At 57.7% G+C, this 18,043-nt stretch carries 18 protein-coding genes; 12 read left to right on the top strand and 6 right to left on the bottom strand.

From position 1 onward, the window contains the following. The first annotated feature begins 96 nt into the window (after nt 1–96). A complete protein-coding gene (locus BQ8290_RS11225; RefSeq protein ID WP_108790265.1) occupies nt 97–480 on the top strand; it encodes a BlaI/MecI/CopY family transcriptional regulator in 384 nt (127 codons plus the stop codon). Then, nucleotides 477–2,201, top strand: coding sequence for a M56 family metallopeptidase (locus tag BQ8290_RS15195; protein WP_337661340.1), 1,725 nt, complete (start codon nt 477–479; stop codon nt 2,199–2,201). Before BQ8290_RS11225 ends, BQ8290_RS15195 begins: the two co-directional genes overlap by 4 nt. An 83-nt stretch (nt 2,202–2,284) precedes the next feature. Here the strand turns inward: BQ8290_RS15195 and BQ8290_RS11235 are convergent, their stop codons facing one another. Both BQ8290_RS11235 and ypfJ read right to left on the bottom strand, forming a co-directional pair. Beyond that, nucleotides 2,285–2,824 (bottom strand): hypothetical protein, encoded by a 540-nt coding sequence (locus BQ8290_RS11235; protein ID WP_337661341.1) that lies wholly within the window; start codon nt 2,822–2,824, stop codon nt 2,285–2,287. Then, a complete protein-coding gene (ypfJ, locus tag BQ8290_RS11240) occupies nt 2,787–3,662 on the bottom strand; it encodes a KPN_02809 family neutral zinc metallopeptidase (protein WP_108790270.1) in 876 nt (291 codons plus the stop codon). The genes BQ8290_RS11235 and ypfJ overlap by 38 nt, the downstream gene beginning before the upstream one ends. A gap of 188 nt (nt 3,663–3,850) precedes the next feature. Here ypfJ and BQ8290_RS11250 point away from each other — a divergent pair, with 188 nt between their 5' ends. The 6 genes from BQ8290_RS11250 to BQ8290_RS11275 all read left to right on the top strand — a co-directional run bounded on the left by BQ8290_RS11250 (nt 3,851) and on the right by BQ8290_RS11275 (nt 10,226). Next, the gene (locus tag BQ8290_RS11250) at nt 3,851–4,645 is read left to right on the top strand and encodes a 3-hydroxybutyrate dehydrogenase (RefSeq protein WP_108790276.1); all 795 of its coding nucleotides are present in this window, start codon (nt 3,851–3,853) and stop codon (nt 4,643–4,645) included. Next, the gene (locus tag BQ8290_RS11255; RefSeq protein WP_108790279.1) at nt 4,642–6,120 is read left to right on the top strand and encodes a M20/M25/M40 family metallo-hydrolase; all 1,479 of its coding nucleotides are present in this window, start codon (nt 4,642–4,644) and stop codon (nt 6,118–6,120) included. Before BQ8290_RS11250 ends, BQ8290_RS11255 begins: the two co-directional genes overlap by 4 nt. A gap of 124 nt (nt 6,121–6,244) precedes the next feature. Further along, entirely contained in the window at nt 6,245–7,699 is a 1,455-nt protein-coding gene (gene guaB, locus BQ8290_RS11260; protein WP_108790281.1) for an IMP dehydrogenase, read from the top strand. Between the two features lie 63 nt (nt 7,700–7,762). After that, a complete protein-coding gene (locus tag BQ8290_RS11265) occupies nt 7,763–8,944 on the top strand; it encodes an RsmB/NOP family class I SAM-dependent RNA methyltransferase (protein WP_108790284.1) in 1,182 nt (393 codons plus the stop codon). Nucleotides 8,945–9,003: 59 nt separating this feature from the next. Then, on the top strand, nt 9,004–9,498 hold the full coding sequence (locus BQ8290_RS11270; protein ID WP_337661342.1) for a hypothetical protein: 495 nt from the start codon (nt 9,004–9,006) through the stop codon (nt 9,496–9,498). Between the two features lie 56 nt (nt 9,499–9,554). After that, nucleotides 9,555–10,226: a glutathione S-transferase N-terminal domain-containing protein gene (locus tag BQ8290_RS11275; protein WP_108790290.1), complete on the top strand. Its 672-nt coding sequence runs from the start codon at nt 9,555–9,557 to the stop codon at nt 10,224–10,226. 9 nt (nt 10,227–10,235) lie between these two features. Here the strand turns inward: BQ8290_RS11275 and BQ8290_RS11280 are convergent, their stop codons facing one another. Both BQ8290_RS11280 and BQ8290_RS11285 read right to left on the bottom strand, forming a co-directional pair. Then, entirely contained in the window at nt 10,236–10,709 is a 474-nt protein-coding gene (locus BQ8290_RS11280; protein WP_108790293.1) for an RNA pyrophosphohydrolase, read from the bottom strand. Further along, the gene (locus BQ8290_RS11285) at nt 10,706–11,665 is read right to left on the bottom strand and encodes an alpha/beta hydrolase (protein ID WP_337661343.1); all 960 of its coding nucleotides are present in this window, start codon (nt 11,663–11,665) and stop codon (nt 10,706–10,708) included. Before BQ8290_RS11285 ends, BQ8290_RS11280 begins: the two co-directional genes overlap by 4 nt. 97 nt (nt 11,666–11,762) lie before the next feature. Between BQ8290_RS11285 and BQ8290_RS11290 the strand changes: the two genes are divergently transcribed. From BQ8290_RS11290 to BQ8290_RS11305, 4 genes are all read left to right on the top strand, one after another. Further along, complete coding sequence (locus BQ8290_RS11290; RefSeq protein WP_108790295.1) at nt 11,763–12,722, top strand: metal-dependent hydrolase; 960 nt, start codon at nt 11,763–11,765, stop codon at nt 12,720–12,722. Between the two features lie 15 nt (nt 12,723–12,737). Further along, entirely contained in the window at nt 12,738–14,126 is a 1,389-nt protein-coding gene (locus tag BQ8290_RS11295) for an FAD-binding domain-containing protein (RefSeq protein WP_108790297.1), read from the top strand. A gap of 89 nt (nt 14,127–14,215) precedes the next feature. Next, entirely contained in the window at nt 14,216–15,457 is a 1,242-nt protein-coding gene (locus BQ8290_RS11300) for a cyclopropane-fatty-acyl-phospholipid synthase family protein (RefSeq protein WP_337661344.1), read from the top strand. Between the two features lie 19 nt (nt 15,458–15,476). Continuing rightward, the gene (locus BQ8290_RS11305; protein WP_108790303.1) at nt 15,477–16,676 is read left to right on the top strand and encodes a serine hydrolase; all 1,200 of its coding nucleotides are present in this window, start codon (nt 15,477–15,479) and stop codon (nt 16,674–16,676) included. 49 nt (nt 16,677–16,725) lie between these two features. Here the strand turns inward: BQ8290_RS11305 and BQ8290_RS11310 are convergent, their stop codons facing one another. Both BQ8290_RS11310 and BQ8290_RS11315 read right to left on the bottom strand, forming a co-directional pair. Next, a complete protein-coding gene (locus tag BQ8290_RS11310) occupies nt 16,726–17,070 on the bottom strand; it encodes a PilZ domain-containing protein (RefSeq protein ID WP_108790305.1) in 345 nt (114 codons plus the stop codon). A 257-nt stretch (nt 17,071–17,327) separates the two neighbouring features. Then, entirely contained in the window at nt 17,328–18,041 is a 714-nt protein-coding gene (locus tag BQ8290_RS11315) for an SDR family NAD(P)-dependent oxidoreductase (protein WP_108790308.1), read from the bottom strand. Nucleotides 18,042–18,043 lie beyond the last annotated feature (2 nt).

Here is an 18,043-nt window from a genome sequence, read left to right on the forward strand (position 1 = left end):
AAGAGCAACCGGGGAAAGAGCCCGTTCATCTAAGCGCAATGTTTACAGTCGTAGTCGATATGACTACAGACGTAATCAAGCGAATGGAGAAGCGGCTTGACCCAGTCAGATAAACCAGAACGCATCAGCGAAGCAGAGCACGCCGTGATGGAGGCGCTTTGGAATGGCGGCACATTGACCGCCGCAGAAGTGTGCGCGGCGGTGTGCGAACAACGCGATTGGTCGTTGGCGACGGTAAAGACGTTGTTGTCGAGACTGGTTCAAAAACAGGCGATTGAAACGCGCCCCGATGGCCGTCGCTTCCTTTACACGCCTTTGATCGCTCGATCCGACTACGTCGGCGGGGAATCGCGCCGCTTGGTCGATCGCTTGTTCGGAGGAAAGGCTGCATCATTGGTGGCGCATCTGGCCCAAACAGAGGCGTTGAGCGACGATGACGTGTCCGAGATTGAGGCGTTGTTGAAGGAGTTGAAGCAATGACAAGCTGGCTCTTCGAAACGCTCATTTGGACGGCGGTATTGATCGCCGCAGTGTTGATGGTCCGCCGCCCCGTTGCGCGATGGTTTGGCCCGCAATTTGCCTACGCCTTGTGGTTGATCCCTGCGATCCGCCTTGTACTTCCGCCGATTGAATTGCCGGCATGGATGCGGCCCACACAATCGCTATCCCAATCGATGCCATTTGCCGGTGAAAGCGTTGATCCGTCGGCTGCGGCCTTGGAAGAATTGCAGTTTCTAAACCTCAATCCCGCCAATCCAGTTGCGACAACAGATGGACCTGTGGGTGTTGAGGCGGCGGCGCCCGATGGGACCGCTCCGATTACCCCTTCGCTGAACGTTGATATGGAAACCCTAATCCATGTCGGCACCCAAATCGGCATTGCGGTGTGGTTGATCGGCGCCGCCATCTTTCTCTACATCCGCTTCGGCCATTATTTCCGTCTGCGGAACGATCTGTTGACCGACGCCATCGAAGTGGGTCGGGATGGGCCGATCCGTTTGATCGAAACGCCGGGAACAGACGCGCCTTTGGCATTCGGTGTGATCGACAAAGTTGTTGCCTTGCCGATTGGATTTCTGGCTCAACCGGACCGGGTCGCGCGTGATTTGGCATTGGCACACGAATTGGCGCACCATCGCGGACGTGACCTGTTGATCAATGTCGCCGTTCAACCGTTGTTCGCGTTGCATTGGTTTAACCCATTGGGCCGGTACGGATGGTTGGCGTTGCGCCGCGATCAAGAGGCAGCCTGTGACGCGCGCGTTCTGGCCGCGCAACCGGCGACCAAACGCGCCGCCTATGCCGATCTCATTGTAAGTTTTGCTGCCGGTCAAAACACCGCGCCGCATTGCGCAATCGCCGCCCCTATGGCGTGCCCAGTCTTGGGCGAAAAATCGATAATCCACCGTTTGAGGAGCCTGAATATGAACAACACATCGCACACGCGCCGCCTGACCGGACGCATTATGTTGGGCGCGGCCGTGCTGGCTTTGCCGCTCACCGCTTCGATCAGTTACGCCGCCAGCGAACTGCCCGCTGAACCGGCGCCGCCTGCGCCGCCATCCGCGCCGTCCGCGTCAAGCTTTGGCATTGCACCCCCAACGCCGCCCGCACCGCCGGTCGCTCCGTTGGCACCCGGCGATGCGCCTACCGTGCAAAGCGCCACGATCATCACGGTCGATCCCGACACCGGCGAAACCCGTGACGTTGTCCGCGAAGAATCCGTCATCGTCATCACCGATGATGAACGAAAAGAATTGGAAGAGCGCACAGAACGCCGGATTGAAACGATCCGCATGTCTTACAGCGACGGTGTGATGACCGAAGAGCAGATGGAAGAGATCATGGCCGAAGTGCGCATGGGCCTTGAAGAAGCGAACGAAGCGTTGGAAAATGTCCCGGCTTTGATCGAAGAAGCCATGGCCGAAGCGGAAGGCGCAGAAGGCCGCACCATCGTGACGATGTCATGCGACAATTCGACCGATGAAGTCGCCACCACAACCGAGAATGCCGACGGTACCCGCACAGTTATGCTGTGTCAGGCGCGGGTCATGGCCCATGCTCTCGAAGGGTTGAAAGAAGCCCGCGAACAAATCGCCAGCAGCGACGAAATGTCGGCTCAAATGCGCGAAAGGATCGTGCGTCAATTGGACCAACAAATCGAAGAGTGGGACGCGAATGTAAGCCGGTCACAAAGCTAAATCGGCACGCTATATCCAAGGCAATAGAAAGCCGGCGGGAACCAAACTTCTCGCCGGCTTTCGCTTTTTGCGATGATTGGTGATCAATCGTCGGCGGTCAACGACCCTCTGTCCGCGCGTGGACGCGCGGGATAGTCGCATCCGCGTTGTTGACCCAACCCTTTGAGAAAGCCGCGCCTGACCATCCCGGATGTGATCGCCATATTGACCTCGCGCCGTTTGGAATTCGCGCCCGACACTTCGCGCACGATCCCGCGAAAGGGGATGAAGGAGCCAACGACGCTTTGCGCAACACGCCCCCGGCTTAACCGGTGGTTTTCGTTCGCCGCTATGTCGAAATCTGCACCCAACGCGCTGTCCAATGCGGCGATCTGAGCGACGATGTCGTTGCAGGTGCGCAAACCATCGGATGCGTATGGATCGCTCGCCGCTTCAACTAAGATTTCCGGAATATCGTCGGAATCGATGTTGAAATCTTCAAGTGGCGTGCGCGCCACGTCTTCGACGTCGGGCTCTTCGTCAATAACCTGAGCGTAGACCGCACCGGGCAGGGCCATTGCGAACGCCGCCCCCGTGATGAAGGCTTTAGCGGAAATCGAAATAGGTGTCGCACGCTGCGTCATCGGCACTCTCCAATCCTCTGCGCAACGCGTCCATGCGCTGCCTACTTGTTCCGTGTGTGAAATTTTCGGGATTGATGCGCTGTCCGGCACGGCTCATTAATGTGTCATCGCCGATCGCGCTGGCCGCGCGCAGACCTTCTTCCATGTCGCCGCGCTCGATCCGGCTTCGATTCTTGCCCGCCCAAACACCGGCGTAACAATCGGCCTGCAATTCCATGCGGACCTGCAATTGGTTCGATTGTTGCGGATTGCGTTGTTGAAGGCTGCGCACCTGACTGGCCAAACCGGTCATGTTTTGAATGTGGTGGCCATATTCATGCGCGATCACATACAGGCGGGCAAAATCGCCTCCCGTGCCGGACATTTGCGCAAGCTGTTCGTAAAAGCTCGTGTCGATATAGATGCCGAGGTCGGCCGGACAATAAAACGGTCCCGATGCAGAACTGGCGCTGCCGCATCCTTCGGTCGCCACGCGGCCGTCTCGATAGAGGTCAAGCGTGGGTTGTTCGAACGCAATGCCCGCCCGCGCAAATTCTGGCTCCCACGTTTCGTTTAAACTGGTCAGCGCCTCACACGCTTCGCGCGCATAGGGGCCCATGTTACAGACCTGTTGTTCGGTCAGATCATCACCAGAGGATTGCGGTGCGCTTTGCGTTTGTTCAATTCCGCCCAGAACGGCGATGGTTTGCCCCGGATCAATCCCAAATGCCAACGCCGCGATCAAAGCGATCACCAAAGTTCCGCATCCTGCCCCGCCGGCGCGGCGCATGCCTCGGCCACCGCCGCTCCTGCTGGAACGCACTTTGATCTTGGACGTGTCAAATGGATTGAGCCGCATGCAATTTTCCCCTCAGCGCCCGGTTTTTGTTGTTGTCCGGCAACTTAGCCATAAGCGCGGTGCTGCGCAATTCGCTGGACAGCGCAGTGCAGCATTGCAAAACAAGGGGCAAGAGAAACGGTGTGCGCCGCGCGACATGCGGGATGATGCCGTTGGAATTGTGCCCAAATGTGCAGGAGTTGAATGGAATGCTCAAGAGCGACAGCGATAGCGGCCGACCCGCATCATCGGGCCTTTCAGGCAAACGGGCGCTGGTCACCGGCTCAACATCGGGGATCGGGCTCGCGATTGCGCGGGCTTTGCACAATGAAGGGGCTCACGTCATCCTAAACGGATTGGGCGATCCCGATGAAATCGCTGCGTTGACGCAAGAGATGGATGCCACATTCAACGGGGCCAATTTGTTGGATCCGGCTGCGATCGAATCCATGATGGGCGATATCGGTCCGATCGATATCCTGATCAACAATGCCGGGATGCAACATGTTGCCCCGGTCGAAGAATTTCCCACCGATAAATGGGAAGCGATCATCGCTCTCAATTTGACGGCTGCGTTCCACACCACGCGGTTTGCAGTTTCCGCGATGAAAGAGGCCGGGTGGGGACGCATTATCAACACGGCGTCGGCGCATTCATTGACCGCATCTCCATTCAAAAGCGCGTACAATGCCAGCAAGCATGGCATTGTGGGCTTTACGAAAACTGTGGCACTGGAATTGGCGCAAACCGGCGTGACCGCCAATTGCATCAGCCCAGGCTATGTCTGGACGCCGCTTATTGAAGGGCAGATCCCCGATACAATGGAGGCCCGTGGCCTAACCCGCGATGAAGTCATCAACGATGTCTTACTGGCGAAACAACCCACCAAGAAATTCGTGCAACCCGCAGAGATTGGCGCCTTGGCGGTGTTTTTGTGCCGCGAAGAGGCGGGCAATGTCACCGGTGCCAATTGGAGCATTGATGGGGGTTGGACAGCGGAATGACCTCGATCGGTCGCGGCCTTTGTCTGACGGTGGTCTGCATGGCGCTTGGCGCTTGTGCAAAGATGCCGATTGCCACCGTACCGGTGGCCGAACGCGACATGATCGAAGCCCGTTTGATGCGCGACATTTCCGTGTTGGCCAGCGATGAGTTTGGCGGACGCGAACCGGGGACATTGGGAGAGGATTTAACGGTCGGATTTCTGATCGAAGAGATGCAGGCCGCCGGTTTGACATCGGGTACGAACGATCCAGGCAGCGCGTGGCGTGCGCCCGTCCAATTGGTCAGCACCGCGCCTAGCGACAGCCAGGTTTCGTTGAATATTGGTGATCAATCCATCGCGTTGGATGGTTCATCAGGGGCCGCATTTACATCGGCAAACCGCTTGCTGGTTGATAACGCTCAGATGATCTTTGTAGGTTATGAGGCGGAAAGCATCGAACCGGAATCGATAGCGGGCAAAGTGGTCGTCATGTTGGGAGAGCCCGGCGTTAGCCCCAGACGGCGATCCCGTTTGTTTCAGGCCAATCCCGCCGCGATCATCACCGTGGTTGAAAACGAAGACGCGATTGCGGGTATCAACCGCGCGTTTGGACGCGAACGGATGATCCTTGCCAGCGAGGAAGAAAAACGCCTCACTGCGTTTGTAACGCATGCCGCCATGCAATCGGCCAATGGCGCGGACCATTGGGATGCCTTGGTCGCGGAATCGCGCGGCGACGCGTTTTCACCCGGTCCATTGGAGCCAACCGTTTCCATCGATGCGATGTCCAATCGACGCGAAATCGCCAGCTCCAATGTATTGGGATTGCTACCCGGATCGGTGCCCGGGTCGGGCGCCATATTGTTGATGGGGCATTGGGATCATTTGGGCGAATGCAGCGCCGCCGATGCCGGTGATCTGATTTGCAACGGCGCGGTCGACAACGCCAGCGGCATTGCCGTCATGCTCGAACTAACACGCCGTTTGAACGCCAGCGGGCCGCATGATCGCGACGTTTACGTGCTGGCGACCAGCGCCGAGGAAGCCGGGTTGCTCGGCGCAAAAGCGTTTGCAGAACAACCGCCTATCCCACTCAACACGATCGTTGCCGCGTTCAATTTTGACACCGCGGCGGTCGCGCCCGCTGGCAGCGCGGTCGGCTTTGTTGGGGAAGGGCGCACACCGCTCGATCCCATCATCCTTGATGTGATGGAACAAGGGGGCCGGGAATTGGGCAATCGCGATTTCGCCGAACAATTCGTGCGCCGGCAAGATGGATGGGTGTTGTTGGAAGAAGGCGTTCCAGCGGTGTTCTTGTCCACCGCTTTCAGCTCAGAAATCGTGCTGGGTCCGTATCTATCGGACGATTACCATCGACCGTCAGACCAGATTGAAAATATCGAATTGGGCGGGGCAATTGACGATCTTTTGCTGCATCAGGAATTGGTCGAACGCTTTGCCAGCACCGCGCGATACCCGGCATCAGAACAATAGGCCGTAGATAGCTTCGCTACTAACCCTAGCGTCGCGCGCAATCCCGTCCTACAGGGACGTGCACGATTCGAGCCGCACATAAGCGGCCCTTTTATAGCGCAACGCCACACGAAAGCCCGTGCACATGGAAATCCCTCTCGGTCTCACCTTTGATGATGTTTTGCTCCGTCCTGCGGAGAGCAATGTATTGCCGAGCATGGCAAACACCAAAACACAGCTTACCCGTGATATTGCTTTGAACATTCCGGTGCTTTCATCCGCGATGGATACGGTGACAGAGGCCGATATGGCCATCGTGATGGCCCAATTGGGCGGTATTGGTGTGTTGCACCGCAATTTGACGGTGGAACAACAATCCGCCGCTGTGCGCGCGGTCAAACGTTTTGAAAGCGGCATGGTCGTCAATCCGATTACGATCGGACCCGATGCGGTTTTGGGCGATGCGCAAGCGTTGATGGAACAACACCGCATCAGCGGCATTCCCGTCACCGATCGCGATGGCAAATTGGTAGGTATCGTGACCAATCGCGACGTCCGTTTTGCCGAAAACCCAGCACAGCCGGTTCGCGAGTTGATGACGACCGAAAATCTTGCAACCGTGCCGTTGGGAACGGGCCAAGAAGAAGCGCGTCGATTGCTGCACGGGCGCCGGATTGAAAAATTGTTGGTGGTGGACGATGACTATCGCTGCATCGGCCTCATCACGGTCAAAGATATCGAAAAAGCGGTCAATTACCCGGATGCCACGAAAGACCCTGCGGGGCGTTTGCGCGTCGCCGCCGCCTCTACTGTGGGCGATGCTGGTTTTGCCCGGACACAGGCCTTGATCGACGCCGAAGTTGACGTGATCATTATCGACACCGCGCACGGCCACAACCAAGAGGTGTCGCGCGCCGTTGAACGCGCCAAGAAAGCATCAAGCTCTGTTCAAGTGGTAGCCGGTAACGTGGCCACACCCGAAGCAACCCGCGCTTTGATCGATGCGGGCGCGGATGCGGTGAAAGTGGGCATTGGCCCAGGTTCTATTTGCACCACGCGCGTCGTCGCCGGCGTTGGCGTGCCGCAATTAACCGCCGTGATGGAAAGCGCCGCCGAAGCGGCCAAATCCGGCGTCCCTGTGATTGCAGATGGCGGCCTTCGGACCAGCGGCGACGCGGCCAAGGCTCTCGCCGCTGGCGCATCGACGGTGATGGTTGGATCGATGCTTGCCGGAACAGCGGAAAGCCCCGGCGAAGTGTTCCTTTACCAAGGACGCAGCTACAAAAGCTATCGCGGTATGGGCAGCGTTGGCGCCATGGCCCGCGGCAGCGCAGATCGGTATTTCCAACAGGACGTATCCGCATTGAAGCTCGTTCCCGAAGGGATCGAAGGACAGGTTCCGTTCAAAGGCCCTGCCGCTGATGTGATCCACCAATTGGTTGGCGGTGTTAAGGCGGCCATGGGTTACACAGGGTCGGCCACAATTGCCGACCTTCAAAGCCGTGCGCAATTTGTGCGGATTACCAATGCGGGCCTTTCTGAAAGCCATGTTCACGATGTGGCGATCACGCGTGAGGCTCCGAATTACCCGACGCGTTAATCGCGCGACGATCCAATGTGGGGGAATGGTCTTCCGCACCATTCCAATGTGTAAAGGCGCATCATGACCCCATCCGCGCGAGTTCAAGCCGCAATCGAATTGCTCGACGCCATTCTGGAGGCGGCGAAGGTCAAAGGTGCGCCTGCCGACCGTTTGATCTCCGAATACTTCAAGGCGCGTCGTTACGCCGGTTCGAAAGATCGACGCGCGGTTCGCGAATTGGTCTATCGTGCGATCCGATTGTGCGGTCCTCGGCCGGCGAGCGGACGTGCCGCTATGTTGGCCGTGGCGCGGCACGACAAAGAAGTGGCTCCTTTGTTCGATGGTTCGACCCACGGGCCCCCGGCAATTGGCGACGATGAAAAGCCTGCGAAAACCGGGATCGCTGTGAATTGGCTCGCCGCGAAATTGACCGCATCGGGTGTAGATCCAGAAACCGCGCGGTCATTGTTGGACCGTGCACCGTTGGATATTCGCGTGAACGCTTTGAAAGCGCATCGCGACACAATCGAATTGCCTGAAGACGGTGAACCGCTTTCTGCGACCAGCGCCCTTCGGTTCCCATCGGGGACCAATATTGATCAATGGCCCGCATTCCGCGAAGGGCTCATCGAAATTCAGGATCACGGCAGCCAATGGGTTTGCGAAGCGGTCGGCGGGCAATCCGGCGAAGTCATTGTGGACCTGTGCGCGGGTGCCGGGGGCAAAACCCTCGCTCTGGCAAGTCGTCTCAAGAATTCTGCCACCCTGATTGCGGCTGACACGGACAAACGCCGATTGGGCAATCTGGCGCCGCGCGCCGCGCGCGCAGGGGCCGGGGTTGATCACACGGTTCTGCTTGATCCGGGCAGAGAATTGGAAGCGTTGTCGCCGTGGCTTGGCAAAGCTGATCGCGTTCTGGTCGACGCGCCGTGTTCCGGCAGCGGGACATGGCGGCGCAATCCAGAGGGGCGATGGCGGCTCGACAAAACAGAGTTGGAGCGCCTGACCAAGCTTCAGGATCACGTGATGGACACTGGTGCGCAATTGGTGAAGCCGGGCGGGTTCTTGGTGTTCGTGACATGCTCTGTCTTGGACGAAGAGGGCGCGCATCGCGTCGATGAGTTCATAAACCGTCACCCAGGATGGCATGCCATCCCTGCGACCATTCCGGTTGGTGTGCCGCGCGGCAAAGGCACCCGCCTAACACCTTTGCGCGATGGCACCGATGGATTTTTTGTCGCCATCCTTCAATCGAGCTGTTAGCCACGGAGTCTATGGCGGAGCCTCAAACTTCCCAGCGGGCTGATTTCAAGGAGCTTTTTATGCGTTTCGCGCCCTTTGCTGCTGCTTTGTCGTTGGTTTTTGCGACCGCCGCGAGCGTGGGAAGCGCCGATCCGGGCGAGGCTGAGCCGCGTGCCGCGATGTTGATCGCCCAAGGTCAGGCATCGTTGGAAGCGGGCGAGGTTCAGGCCGCAATCGACGCATTCGAAGCGGCTTTGGTCGTTGATCCGGGATACACGCCAATTTTCATCAACCTTGCCGAAGCCGCCCGTCAGGATGGATTGCAAGGCAAGGCAATCCGGTATTACCGCGAAGCTTTGGCCCGCGATCCGGGGTTTTTGGCCGCAATTTCGGGAGAGGGCGAGGCCTTAGTAGAAAAGGGCGCGTTGGAAAAAGCGCAGCGCAATCTGGCCCGCCTCGAAAGTCTTTGCGGGGAAACTTGCCCCGAAACATTGGCGCTTCAGGCGCGCATCGCGGCGGGACCGCCAGAACGGCTAGCGGCGGAATCCACCGAAAGTGAAACCGCAACCAATTGATGGCGCAACGCCGTTTGATGATTGGTTGCCCATCTTGTCAAAAGACGGAGTGAACCATGCTGACCCTGCATCATCTTGAATATTCGCAAAGTTTCCGTATTCTTTGGCTGCTTGAGGCGTTGGACGCGCCGTATGAATTGAAGAGCTACAATCGCGATCCAGACAGCAATTTGGCCCCCGATGATTACAAGGCCCTGTCCCCGCTGGGCACCGCGCCTGTGATCACCGATGGCGACGTGGTGTTGGCGGAAAGCAACGCGATCATCGACTACATTCTCGATTCTCATCCTGAAAGCCCGCTGAACCCGAAGCCGAACAATCCTGATCGCGCACGGCACCTGTTCTGGTATCACGCCAGCCCCGGTTCATTGATGTCGATCCAAAGCGTCGCGATGGTGCTCGGATTGCTCGAAACCCGATCACCATGGCCGATTAGCGCCTTGTTGAAAGCGGTGTTTGGTCAAGTGCGAAAGCTCTTCGTCAATCCACGCACCGATGCCCTCTATGCTTTGATGGAAAAGGATTTGGGCGAAAAGCCGTTTTTTGGCGGCGATACTTTGACCACGGCCGATATCACATTGGTCTACGCGATGATGGCCGCCCGGACCAAAGGGGTTTTCGACGGGCATCCCAACATTTTGGCGTGGTTTGACCGGATCGAAGCAATTCCCTCGTTCAAGGCTGCGCAGGCCAAGGATGACCGTCCGCATATTGATTTCCGTTTTTAGGCGGGGCGGTCACATCAGCGGGGCAAATTCCGCCACTATGGCTGCATAGACGTCACGTTTGAACGGCACGATCAGTTCGGTGAGTTGATCGGCATCGACCCATTGGAATGCGTCGAATTCGGGCGGATTGTGGGCGTTTAGATTGACGTCTGCGTCGCTGCCGTTGAACCGACCCAAATACCAATATTGTTCCTGGCCGCGATATTTGCCTTTCCACACACGACCCAACAGGTCAGGCGGCAGATCATAGCGGATGGGTTTTGAAGCCGCCGCAATGACTTCCACCAGGTCGGAGCCAATGCCGGTCTCTTCCTCCAACTCGCGCAGGGCCGCGACGCGCGGATCTTCGCCCGGATCGATCCCACCTTGAGGCATTTGCCAGCTCCCGCGCGCGCGCTTTTCCATGCGCTGACCTACAAAGACTTTGCCGTCTGCATTGATCAACATGAACCCGGCGCATGGGCGATAGGGTAGATCGCTCATGCTGCAGCGTTCCCGCCATCGGTCAATTTGAATTTCATCGTCGCAATCATGCGCTCCAAATCGGCTTGCGTGCTCGGCACAGCCTGCCTCAGATTGGTGAAGCTGTGCGTGACCCCTTTCATTTCAAGAAAGGTGAAATCCGCCCCTGCATTGGCAAGCGCTTTGGCATAGTCGCGACCGGAATCGCGTATGGGATCAAGGCTGGCCGTAACAAGAACGGTAGGCGGCGCTTTTGAATGGTCGCCATGAATGGGAAACCCGCGCGGATCGTTGCGATCGGCTTGATAGGCGCCATCAAAGAACTCGATTGCGGCCTTCGTCAGCACAAAGCCATCGGCAAATTGGTCAAGGCTGTTGGAACCCAGCGCGTCGCTGGCAAGGGGGAAGATCGGTACTTGAAGGACGACGGGGGCGTCCGCTGCATTGTCCGCCAACAATTGTCCCACGGCCAAGGTGGCGGTGCCGCCCGCGCTGTCACCGATGGTGATGATTCCCGTACAGTCGCGGCCCAATGCGCCGGGTGATGAAGCAATCCAACGTGTGGCCGCTTCGCAATCGTCGATCGCGGCGGGGAAGGGGTGTTCGGGCGCGCAGCGATAATCGACGGCCACGACCGGCAAATCCATCAAAGCGGCAATTTCCGTGCACAGCGCATGGTGCGTTTCCAAATCGCCAATCACAAAACCGCCGCCGTGATAGAATGCGATAACTGGGCCTGGCTCGCGTGTTTCTTTCGCATCGTAAAGGCGCAGAGGAATGTCCCCGTCTGGACCGGGGCAGGATAGATCGCGAATGATGGCCAAATCGCGTGCGGGACGATCGGCCATGCCGTGCAGCGCGACATAGGATGCGCGCGCTTCTTCAAGTGTCATATCCGCGATGCTGGGTCCGGCCATAGCGGCCAACCCATCCAAGAACGCTTTCATATCGGGGCGGATATACGGTGCATCGGTCATAAAATCACTCTCTCAGACATGTGTTTTGAATGCGATAGAGCGATGTGGCTGGCATTTCCACTCGCGTTAATTGGGCGGTGTGATTAGATTGCCGGTTATGGACAATCTCACGCATAGCCTCGTCGGGGCGGTCTTGGGTCAAGCGGGCCTAAAGAAGAAAACTGGCCTCGCGATGCCGGCGCTGATTATTGGCGCGAACCTGCCTGATGTGGATGCGGCGTGTTTCTTTTGGCTCGAAGGGGTGGAACATCTGGGGTTTCGCCGGGGCATCACGCACGGCCCGCCTGCATGGGTGCTCTTGCCGCTGATTCTGGCCGGACTGCTTTGGGGGTATGACCGCTGGCAGACAAAGCGCGGAAAGCGGCCCGAGGGACGCCTGCCGGTGGATTTCAAATGGCTCTATCTCCTCAGTTTTATCGGCTGTCTCAGCCATCCGCTTTTCGACTGGTTCAACGTCTATGGCATCCGGTTTCTGGAGCCTTTTTCGTCGCAATGGTTCTACGGCGACACACTTTTCATCATCGATGTGTGGCTGTGGGCTTTGCTCGGTTTTACAACGTGGTTTTCGCTGAGGCGTGAGAAGCGCGGGGGAAATTGGAAGCGGCCTGCATGGATTGGGATCGCGGTGATGGTGGCGTATATCGGGATGAATTGGGCGATTAGCCACCGGCCTTGGGAGTTGACGCTCTATGATGGACCGGGGGCGGAGCGTATTTCTAACCCGGTTCCGTTCTATTTTTGGGAACGGGAGGTGATCTTAGTTGGGCGCAATTGGCCGGGTATGGCCTCAGAGGCACGGCAACTGCCGTACAAATATACGGAAAGGCGGCCGATGGTTGACCCTGATCTGCTTTGCGAGTTCCCCTCCTTGGAGGAAGCTCGCCAAGCTGATTCACAACTCGATGCCTTCCTTTTCTGGTCGCGCGCCCCCTTTGCGACGCGCGCCCGAGACGGTTCTGTCGTCCTTTACGATGCCCGTTTCTATGACCCGCGTGCACGCGATCGATTCTCTATTGCGCTGCCCGATTTAGAATGTGTGGAACTGGTTCCTGAATAGAACACTGTCTTTAACATGAGTGACACCCAAATAGTCTGGCTGCGACGTGATCTTCGCGTGGCCGATAATCCCGCGCTGTCCTCTGCGGCAAAGCGCGGCCTAGTGATCGCAGTCTATGTGCTCGATGATGATCGGGCCAAGACGCACGCTTATGGTGGGGCATCGCGGTGGTGGTTGCATCATTCGTTAGAAAGCCTGAGGGTCTCTTTGGCCAAGCTCGGCATTCCTTTGATCTTGCGCCGGGGCGACGCGGTCGAGGAATTGACTACCGTCGCCAAGGAAACCGGCGCGTCGTCCATTCACGCCAACCGCCATTACGAGCCGTGGTGGCGCAACGCGCAGCGCGCGCTTGGCGGAGCGGTCGATTTGCAGCTCTATGATGGCAATTATCTGCTCCCGATGGGGGCTGTCACAACGGGGTCGGGCGGACAATACAAGATTTACACGCCGTTCAGTCGCGCCGTGCGCGCCGCGTTTCCTCCCCGAGCGCTTGCACCGGAGCCTCAACCGCAAACCGCGCCCGATACCCAACCGGCAAGCGATGCGTTGGAGGATTGGAACCTGCTGCCCACGCGGCCCGATTGGTCGGGTGGCATCGCCGAATTCTGGAACGTGGGTGAGGGCGCGGCGCACACGCAGCTCGAATGGTGGAGCGACCACGTCGATGACTACCAAGACGCGCGCAACCTGCCATCCAAAGACAAAGTTTCTCGGCTGTCCCCGCATTTGCACTTTGGAGAGATCAGCCCGGTGCAAATCTGGCACCACTTTCAGGGCAAATCGACCAAGGGATGGCAGGTTTACGAAAGCGAGTTGATCTGGCGCGATTACGCCCAGAACGCGGTGAACCAATTCCCGCTTTATGCGCGCAGCAATTACCGCGAAGATTTCGACAAACTTGAATGGCGTGACCCCGCAACGGACCCTGCCGCAGCGCACGACCTAAAGGCGTGGCAAAGGGGGAAAACCGGATACCCCATCGTCGATGCCGGGATGCGGCAATTGTGGCAGACCGGTTGGATGCACAACCGCGTGCGCATGATCACGGCTAGTTTTTTGATCAAACACCTTTTGATCGATTGGCGGCACGGCGAACAATGGTTTTGGGATACGTTGGTGGATGCCGATTACGCATCCAACGCGACCAATTGGCAATGGACCGCCGGAACGGGCGTCGATTCCAACATGTTTGTGCGGATTATGGCGCCGCTAACACAATCGGAGAAGTTCGATTGTGCCGCCTATATTCGCGAATATGTCCCCGAACTCTCCGGTCTTGATGAGCCGTATATTCATGACCCCGATGAATACAGCCACCGTCCCAAATCCTACCCAGCGAAAATCATCGGCCACCGCGAAGCGCGCGAAAGGGCTCTGTCGGCCTATCGGGCGATGAAAGGTTAGCAGCACCGCAAAACCGGGGGTCGGCTAGGTCTAATCCCTTGCAGCAAGCGGCGCCTGCGGCTTATGTGCGAAGCATGAACGCCCAAGGCATGAAACACGGAACGAGAGGCGCGCGTTTGTTGAACACGGGCGAGCGGTTTTCTGCATCGCCGGGTGTTGTATCGCGATTGATTGCGCCCGGTTTTCGTAAAGTGTTGGACCGTGTTGATGCTGGATTGGAAACCGGCTCATTGTTGGCGCATCTACCCGACGGTTCGACCCGAATGTTGGGCGGGCGTGCGCCAGGATTCGATGTAGAGGTTGAACTTAGGGATTGGCGCGCTCTTTTGCGGTTGGCCACCGGCGGCGCGATCGGTTGGTTCCAAGCGTATGAAGCGGGGGAATGGGAGGCGAACGATCACGCGATCTTGTTCGCTTTGTTCTCCGCCAATGTCCGCACATTGGGGGACACCGCGCGCAGTTCGGGGCCGTTCAAATGGGCCGCGCAAATCGGCCATTGGTTGAACCGCAACAATCGCACAGGGTCGGCGCGTAACATTTCGGCGCATTACGATCTGGGCAATGATTTTTACGCCGCATGGCTTGATGGCTCCATGACCTATTCCAGTGCGCTTGAATTGAACGATGGGGATTTTCCCGCCGCCCAACACCGCAAATTGGAAGGCATATCCCAAAGGCTGGGCAATCCCGACACTGTGTTGGAAATCGGGTGCGGATGGGGCGCGTTGGCCGATCACCTTTCGGGCAAGGGCGCCAAAGTCACCGCAATCAGCCTTTCGGAACAACAGCTCGCTTGGGCAAAGGCAAGAACATCGCCTGACATTGAATATCGACGCCAAGATTACCGCGATGTCACCGGCACATTCGATGCCATCGCCAGCGTCGAAATGGTCGAAGCATTGGGCCGCGAATATTGGGGCACATTCATGGACTGCATCGCGCGCAGTTTGAAGCCCGGAGGGCGCGCGGCGATCCAATATATCTCCATCGCAGACGACCTGTTTGAAACCTATGCCGGCACGGTCGATTTCATCCAAGCCTATGTCTTTCCGGGCGGATTGTTGATCAAGACCAGCGAATTTCGGGCGTTGGCGCAAGAACGCGGTTTGGATTGGCAGGATCAACGCGATTTTGGCCTCGATTACGCTGAGACGCTGAAATTGTGGCATGATGCGTTCGACTGCGCTGTTGAAGAAGGACGGCTGCCCGAAGGGTTTGACGATCGCTTCATCCGGTTGTGGCGGTTCTACCTATCCTATTGCGAAGGCGGATTTCGCGCGGGCAATATCGATGTCCATCAAGTTACGCTGTTGAAACCAAATGCAAATTGAGACGAGAAAGGTCCAACCTATGAAAATCACCTCTTTGAAATTGGGTGCGATGACGGCGTTGGGCGCTTTGGCGATCAGCGGTTGCAGTTACAGCAGCGCCGAAGGTCTTGAGAGCGCGCCGGCGTCTCTTGAACCGGTTACTTTGATGCAACCAAGCGATGTGGACCCAGCCGAACTTCAGGTTTTGTTTTGGAACACCGAACAACGTTCGACCCGGTTCCGCGATATGGAAAGCTGGTTTGCCGGTCATGAAGTGCCCGCTTCATCATCTCCACGCGCGCTGGCGCAGGGGGAACCCTTGCCAGAGGCGTTGGCGCTGGAAATCCGCCAAACTATGGCGGATACAGGCGCCGCGGGCGTGATGGTCTATAAAAATGGCGGTGTCCGGTTTGAAGATTATGGACTGGGGATGGCAGCGGGCGATCGCTGGACCAGTTTCTCGGTCGCGAAAAGCTTCACATCAACATTGTTGGGCGCGGCGTTGAACGATGGTTTCATCGCAAGCCTGGATGATCCGGTGACGCAATATGTGCCCGGCCTTGTCGGTTCGGCTTATGACGGCGTGAGTGTGCGGCAAATTGCAACCATGACAAGCGGCGTCGCTTGGAACGAAGATTACACCGATCCGAACAGCGACGTGGCGCAAATGAACCGCTTTGTCGTCGAATACGGCGCGGATGCCATCGTTGCGCAGATGCGCGAATTGGACCGGGAAGCTGAGCCGGGCGAAAAGTGGGTCTACAAAACCGGCGAAACCAATCTGATCGGTATGGTCATTGAAAACGCCGTTGGTCTTCCGCTTGCGGAATACGCTCAGGAAAAGATTGTGGAGCCGGCCGGCTTTGAAAGCGGTCTGTTCTGGATGGTCGATCCGCGCGGAGGCAATATTGGCGGGTGCTGTTTGTCGCTGACCCTTTCCGACTATACGCGGATGGGATTGTTCGCTCTTGAAGGTGGGGGCGATGTCGTGCCGACCGGATGGTTTGACGAAGCCGGAGATTCGCTGGTCGATTTTGGCACATCGGGCTTTGGCTATGGCTACCAATGGTGGACCTATCCCGGCGGCTATGGCGCTCAGGGAATTTTTGGCCAATCGATCACTTTGATCCCAGAGGAAGAATTGGTCCTGACAGTGATCAGCAATTGGTCCACTGCGACCAGCAACGATCACCGTGCCGCATGGCGTGCGGTCGGCGCAAAGATCGCGGCGATTGATTGATGATTGATCGGGGAAAGGCCGCGTCCGGGCGGTCTTTCACCCATTCAGATCACATCGGGCGATAGACGCCGGTGTTGCTGTATCGTTGCAGGATGTTGTCGTGCACGATTGGGCTGAGCAATTCTTCGAATGCACAGCCGACGATGCAATTGTCCCACCAAACGACCTGACCTTGGAGTGATTCCAGACCGGGTAGGGTCAACCAGCACATTTGCCCTTCGTGCATGCGATTGATCGACGCCGCCGAATAGCCAGAGATCGAAAGATCGTGAACGACGCTTTGAAACGCGCGTCCGCCCGAAGCCCGCAGCGTTGCCGGAATGGTAAGCCGTGTGCGCGGTGAGCAGCGATCTTCTTGTGCTGCAACTTTGTAACGGTCGCTGTCGGTGGGCATGGCCTTGCAACTCTCTCCAAAAAATAAGTGCCCAACCATGGGGGCATTCGATCCGGCCTGTATCTCGGATTTGCCTTGATGGAGAGTTTCAACGGTTGGTTAACGGCGAGGTAAGGGGTGCAATTTTTTGCATCCCAACCCCGCACAAACCTGCGGAATAGCGATTCAATGGCGAATGGCATCCGGCGCGGCCTGTGACCGCGTGACTTTGGTTAAGTTTTGGGAAACGCGATCGGGATGAAATCCCAATCCGCCAATCAATCCACGCGTTCGCGGTGCCCGGTCGGAAAGTCTTCTTGCAAAAGCGCGGTGATGCGCGCCGCAACGGCCTCTGGCGGTTTCACACTTTCGGGGTTTTCACCGGGATAGGCGCGGGCCCGCATCTCTGTGCGTGTTGCGCCGGGATCGATGATCGCAACGCGAAGCGGGCTCAACTTCTCGACTTCGGCCCCGTATGTTTCAAGCAAGTTGTCAAACGCTGCCTTTGTCGAACCATAGGCGCCCCAGAATGGGCGCGGGGATGCGCCGACGCTGCTGGTCAGGCCGATAACACGGCCGGCCTTGGCGCTGCGCAGCAAGGGATCAAACGCAGCAAGCAATGCATGCGTTGCCACGACATTGGTCATGATCGCTTGATTGAATTGTTTCGCTTCGACTTGGGCCAACGGCGACAATTGCGGCAAAAACGCCGCCGAAATCACCATAATATCCAACGCTTCCCAACGACCAGCAATCGCGGCTGCCAAACGGGCAACGGCGTCTTGTTCGGTCAAATCGATCGGAGCGATCGTGGATGATCCGCCAACCGCATGGATTCGATCCTCAACCTCTTCCAACGCTTTCACTTTGCGAGCGACCAGAATGACATGCGCCCCGGCCTCTGCCAAAGCCAGAGCGGTCGCCGCGCCGATGCCGCGACTTGCGCCGGTGACAAGCGCGGTTTGGCCGGAAAGCGGTTTGGTCTCTGTCATCA

Origin of the sequence: Erythrobacter sp. Alg231-14 (assembly GCF_900149685.1) — a bacterium.
Taxonomy (GTDB): Bacteria; Pseudomonadota; Alphaproteobacteria; order Sphingomonadales; family Sphingomonadaceae; genus Erythrobacter.

Bases quoted from the DNA above. Each gene is read 5' to 3' on its own strand.
- BQ8290_RS11255 (WP_108790279.1), top strand. From the start codon at position 4,642: ATGACCTCGATCGGTCGCGGCCTTTGTCTGACGGTGGTCTGCATGGCG.
- BQ8290_RS11290 (WP_108790295.1), top strand. From the start codon at position 11,763: ATGGACAATCTCACGCATAGCCTCGTCGGGGCGGTCTTGGGTCAAGCG.
- BQ8290_RS11275 (WP_108790290.1), top strand. From the start codon at position 9,555: ATGCTGACCCTGCATCATCTTGAATATTCGCAAAGTTTCCGTATTCTT.
- BQ8290_RS11315 (WP_108790308.1), bottom strand. From the start codon at position 18,041: ATGACAGAGACCAAACCGCTTTCCGGCCAAACCGCGCTTGTCACCGGC.
- BQ8290_RS15195 (WP_337661340.1), top strand. From the start codon at position 477: ATGACAAGCTGGCTCTTCGAAACGCTCATTTGGACGGCGGTATTGATC.
- BQ8290_RS11285 (WP_337661343.1), bottom strand. From the start codon at position 11,665: ATGACCGATGCACCGTATATCCGCCCCGATATGAAAGCGTTCTTGGAT.
- guaB (WP_108790281.1), top strand. From the start codon at position 6,245: ATGGAAATCCCTCTCGGTCTCACCTTTGATGATGTTTTGCTCCGTCCT.
- BQ8290_RS11270 (WP_337661342.1), top strand. From the start codon at position 9,004: ATGCGTTTCGCGCCCTTTGCTGCTGCTTTGTCGTTGGTTTTTGCGACC.
- ypfJ (WP_108790270.1), bottom strand. From the start codon at position 3,662: ATGCGGCTCAATCCATTTGACACGTCCAAGATCAAAGTGCGTTCCAGC.
- BQ8290_RS11305 (WP_108790303.1), top strand. From the start codon at position 15,477: ATGAAAATCACCTCTTTGAAATTGGGTGCGATGACGGCGTTGGGCGCT.
- BQ8290_RS11265 (WP_108790284.1), top strand. From the start codon at position 7,763: ATGACCCCATCCGCGCGAGTTCAAGCCGCAATCGAATTGCTCGACGCC.
- BQ8290_RS11235 (WP_337661341.1), bottom strand. From the start codon at position 2,824: ATGACGCAGCGTGCGACACCTATTTCGATTTCCGCTAAAGCCTTCATC.
- BQ8290_RS11310 (WP_108790305.1), bottom strand. From the start codon at position 17,070: ATGCCCACCGACAGCGACCGTTACAAAGTTGCAGCACAAGAAGATCGC.
- BQ8290_RS11300 (WP_337661344.1), top strand. From the start codon at position 14,216: ATGAAACACGGAACGAGAGGCGCGCGTTTGTTGAACACGGGCGAGCGG.
- BQ8290_RS11280 (WP_108790293.1), bottom strand. From the start codon at position 10,709: ATGAGCGATCTACCCTATCGCCCATGCGCCGGGTTCATGTTGATCAAT.
- BQ8290_RS11250 (WP_108790276.1), top strand. From the start codon at position 3,851: ATGCTCAAGAGCGACAGCGATAGCGGCCGACCCGCATCATCGGGCCTT.
- BQ8290_RS11295 (WP_108790297.1), top strand. From the start codon at position 12,738: ATGAGTGACACCCAAATAGTCTGGCTGCGACGTGATCTTCGCGTGGCC.